Below are 2,621 nucleotides of genomic sequence, written 5' to 3' on the forward strand. Positions count from 1 at the left end.
ATTCAGGCGGCGATCGGCGGCAAGGTCATCGCGCGGGAGACGCTGTCGGCCATGCGCAAGGACGTGACGGCGAAATGCTACGGCGGCGACGCATCCCGTAAGCGCAAGCTTTTGGACAAGCAGAAGGCCGGCAAGAAGAAGATGCGCCAGTTCGGCAAGGTTGACATCCCGCAGGAAGCCTTCATTTCAGCGCTCAAGATGGACAGCTGATAGAAATCGACAGGGCGCGAACCGGCAGGCCCGCGCCCCGTCATATCGTTTTGCCCCGCTCAGCGGTTGGATTTGTCCTGTAGCTGATCGATCTTTTCCGATGCCGCCGCCTTGGTCAGGCTGTCATCGAATTCCTCGCCGGTCTCCTCACACAGGGTTTTAAGGTAGCTGGCCTGTGCGCCGGTCATCGGCTCATCGCCAGTTACCCAGTCTTCGGGGTCCTTTTCGGCGTTTCCAGTCGGGTTGCTCTTTGGATTGTCGGTCATTTTGTTCACCTCTTGTTCCAAAGGTTAACGCTGGCCCTGCCCCCGAAGTTCCCGCCTATGCAGCTGTCCGTTTAGTAATCAGCACATAGACGATGACCGCAGTGATCGCATAGACCGCGTTGACGATCAGAACCATCGTCCAGCCCGCCGGTACGGCGAAGATCGTCTTTGCAAGAATAGAGGGCACGATCGCGAGCGTCAGGAAACCGGTGAGCCAGGCCGCTGCACCCTCCATCCGGGCGAAAATTGGGATCAGCAGCAAAGCGACCAGTATCGCCACAGCCTCCCGCCCGAAGCTGAAGATAAGGTCGAGCAACGGTGCCCCCAGGGCGGCTGAAACAGCGATGGAGTTCGCGATAGTACCGGCGATGCCGGCAAGAATTGCGGCGATGATATTGCGTGAGTTAAACATGAAAATATCCTTTTGATAACGCCCCAAAACCTAGCGTTTTCAGCATATTTTCAATACCCTATTACGCACGGTAGAAAAAATAGCGCCCCCGCGCGATGTCGTCTGGCCCCGTCTCGAGGCTGAAGCCCTCGAGCCTCTGTTGCGTTACAATCAACCCGCCCGGAACCATCACGGATCTGATCGCCGGGCTGAGGCGCCGCGCCTCTGCATCGTCCACTTCGTCGACACCCACCCCGAAATCGTAATGCGCCAGTGCCAGACGCACCCCGCCCGAAACCATTCGCGCCAACATCGCTTCCGCTTCACCCTTTAGAAAATACTCATCGGGCGGAACAGATGAAGGATGGGCATTCATTTCGCGGTCGATCACCCAGATGAAGCGGTTCGGCAGCTTCTCCCGCAGGTGGTGATAGCTGCGGCCGTTGCCGAGGCCCAGTTCCAGCACGTCTCCCGGCAGATCGGCGATCACCTCCACCGCCCAGTTGAGCCCGCTGATTTGCGCGCCGATGCGGCGATACATGGATTCAAGGCGGCTCATGGCAAGGTCTCCCTCTCGCGGGACAGATCGCAGGGCAGGGCGCCCCCGTCCAGCATATGTTTCAGAAAGTCTTCGGCGAAGCGCCAGATCTCGCTGTCGTGCACGATATGATGGGTCAGCAGGCCGAAGGGTTCCGCCGGATCGGCGCGCCCCTGCCGCCGGTCCTGCAACTGGCGGACCGTTTGCGCGATCAGTGTCTCGGGCGCGATCAGGCCCCCGCCATTATGCCAGTCAATGGGATCGAGATGGGTGTTGATCTGTACCAGCCCCGGTGCGGCCAACCGCTGCGACCGGGGGGCGAAGGTCGACAGGCCGGTGAACCCCAGCGCAGGCAGCGCCTGCACCGTTTCAGGAGCCACGCGGTTCCATGGCGGCACGAAGATCGGCAAAAGCCGCTCGCCAAAGGAATTGCGCAGGATCTTCAGCCCTTCGCGCGCGCGCTCCGCACTGTCCGGGTGGGGCTCGCCGAATTCCGATTTCTTCTGACCCACCGGTGCCCGGTTCTCATGGGCGTAACCATGGACCAGCGGGATCGCATAGGGCCGCTGCGCGCAAAATCGGACGAGCGATGGCTCGAGCCGCGCGGGCACGACCGCAATATGCACTGGCACCCCCGTGCGCCGGGACATGCGCCCCAGTTTGCGCAGGCGGGGGCCCGAACGGGTGGCGTCGTCATCCCGCCACCAGATCGGCAGGGTGAGGCCTGCCGCGCGATAAGCGGTCAGTTCGGCGATGAGTGGCTGCCAGTCGGTTTTCATCGCTGCCCCTCTGCCAGCCGCGCAAGAAGGCGTGCCGTTTCGCTCGCCCCGTTCATTCCTGTTCGGCTGGGCGGGCGACGGGGGGCCTTTTGCAACTCATCGAGGCGGTTCAGGAGGGAGGCGGCGGAGAGTTCGGCGCTTCTGCAGGTCACGATCCCCGGCAGGCGTGAAAGCGCATTTGCGCGGAGTGTCTGTTCGACTTCACCCCCTTCGTCAAAAGGGACGAAGACAGCCGGGCAACCCGTCTGCAGAATATCCAGCGCGGTGTTGTATCCACAGAGCGAGATTGACGCTTCGGCCAGGCAAAGCAAATTGCGGAAGTCTGGCCGCGCCGGTTCTACCAGCGCATTTTCGGGCAGGTCTTTCAGCTTCGCGATAGTCTCAGTCGCCTGCGCCCCGCCGATCAGGATGCGCCAGCGTCGCTCTGGGTTTTGTCG

General features: G+C 61.6%; 5 protein-coding genes and 1 pseudogene. 1 reads left to right on the forward strand and 5 read right to left on the reverse strand.

Annotated features, from left to right (window positions below):
* Nucleotides 1-210, forward strand: a pseudogene (locus A3764_RS15930) (elongation factor 4); the annotation flags it as partial.
* 59 nt (nt 211-269) lie between these two features.
* On the opposite strand, the gene A3764_RS15935 reads toward A3764_RS15930, so the two are convergent.
* The 5 genes from A3764_RS15935 to A3764_RS15955 form a co-directional block, all read right to left on the reverse strand.
* On the reverse strand, nt 270-476 hold the full coding sequence (locus A3764_RS15935) for a DUF3072 domain-containing protein (protein ID WP_067919844.1): 207 nt from the start codon (nt 474-476) through the stop codon (nt 270-272).
* A gap of 55 nt (nt 477-531) precedes the next feature.
* Nucleotides 532-888, reverse strand: a complete 357-nt coding sequence (locus A3764_RS15940; RefSeq protein ID WP_067919845.1) for a hypothetical protein — start codon at nt 886-888, stop codon at nt 532-534.
* Between the two features lie 61 nt (nt 889-949).
* Nucleotides 950-1,426, reverse strand: coding sequence for a class I SAM-dependent methyltransferase (locus A3764_RS15945; protein ID WP_067919847.1), 477 nt, complete (start codon nt 1,424-1,426; stop codon nt 950-952).
* Nucleotides 1,423-2,184, reverse strand: coding sequence for a polysaccharide deacetylase family protein (locus tag A3764_RS15950; protein ID WP_067919848.1), 762 nt, complete (start codon nt 2,182-2,184; stop codon nt 1,423-1,425). The genes A3764_RS15945 and A3764_RS15950 overlap by 4 nt, the downstream gene beginning before the upstream one ends.
* On the reverse strand, nt 2,181-2,621 hold a 441-nt coding region (locus A3764_RS15955; protein WP_269085027.1), incomplete at its 5' end, for a glycosyltransferase. The genes A3764_RS15955 and A3764_RS15950, both read right to left, overlap by 4 nt.

The sequence above is a fragment of the Sulfitobacter sp. HI0129 genome (genome assembly GCF_001635395.1).
Taxonomy (GTDB): domain Bacteria; phylum Pseudomonadota; class Alphaproteobacteria; order Rhodobacterales; family Rhodobacteraceae; genus Sulfitobacter.

Bases quoted from the DNA above. Each gene is read 5' to 3' on its own strand.
- A3764_RS15935 (WP_067919844.1), bottom strand. From the start codon at position 476: ATGACCGACAATCCAAAGAGCAACCCGACTGGAAACGCCGAAAAGGAC.
- A3764_RS15940 (WP_067919845.1), bottom strand. From the start codon at position 888: ATGTTTAACTCACGCAATATCATCGCCGCAATTCTTGCCGGCATCGCC.
- A3764_RS15945 (WP_067919847.1), bottom strand. From the start codon at position 1,426: ATGAGCCGCCTTGAATCCATGTATCGCCGCATCGGCGCGCAAATCAGC.
- A3764_RS15950 (WP_067919848.1), bottom strand. From the start codon at position 2,184: ATGAAAACCGACTGGCAGCCACTCATCGCCGAACTGACCGCTTATCGC.